This is a genomic window from Oleiphilus sp. HI0061 (assembly GCF_001635675.1).
The window spans coordinates 1-1056 of record NZ_LWFE01000824.1; the positions used below are offsets into that span (position 1 = coordinate 1).

1 protein-coding gene is annotated in these 1056 nt (G+C 46.7%); it reads left to right on the forward strand.

Features of this window, described 5'->3' with window-relative positions; translation table 11 throughout:
* A partial coding sequence (locus A3735_RS09880) for a beta-propeller domain-containing protein (protein ID WP_197485817.1) occupies positions 1-1056 on the forward strand: 1056 nt, incomplete at both ends.

The following is a 1056-nucleotide window of genomic DNA, read 5'->3' on the forward strand; positions in this document are numbered from 1 at the left end:
GTGAAAATGATTGCCATATTCCTAACGAGCCAGAAGATTCAACACAACCTACCCTGGCTATCGTTACTAAAATCGACCTTGGCGCTTCACATGATATGGCGCTTTCAGATATAAAATCCAGCTGCATCGCCGCCCCCATTGCCACAATCTACGCATCATTGAACGCCGTGTATATGGTAGAAAATGAATACAGTTACGAAAACGCAAATGATTCATCTTATAGCAGTACGGTCTACAAGCTAGACTATTCGGACAATGGTCTAGAGTTTGCTGGAAGCGTAGCCCTAAGCGGCCAAGTAGGCTGGAATGAACAGTTCAGACTTAGCGAGTATCAGGATCATCTGCGAGTCGTGACCACTGACCATTCCAGCACAGAGAGAAATATACATCGGCTACATACCATCAATATTGATGATACAGAGCTGAACCTGAATGCAACAATCCCTAATGAATCGGCTCCGGAAGCTATCGGAAAACCAGGAGAGTCAATCTACAGTGTTCGATTTGACGGTGACAAAGCTTATATCGTGACCTTTAGACAAATCGACCCATTTTATGTACTTGACTTATCTAATCACGACTCTCCTCGCGTCGCAGGTGAATTAGAACTGCCCGGCTTTTCAAACTACCTTCACCCCTTCGGCGATACACTTGTCTTTGGCCTAGGCCGCGGCTCGGAAGGTGGCGTCGCAACAAATAATATCAAACTCGCACTGTTTGACGTGAGCGATATGAGCAACCCGCTATTAGTGAATGAAGTACTGCTTGAAGGCGACACATCATATTCTCCTGCCGAATACACTCATACGGCCTTAAGTATCTTACCCGGCAACGATGAACACTCATGGCGTCTAGGTTTTTCAGCGAGCATATTAGAGGACTGGCAGTGGCAAAAAGACGCCTACTATCTTTTTGAGGTCAGAGATACTGAACACCCTGAGGGTGCTAGTCTAAATCAAGCCGGAAGCATAGTCGGTAGCGAACTCGGCACCGGGCAGTCAGGTAGTTATTACTATTCATCCTACGACCGAGGGGTTCTCACTGGCACTCACGTTC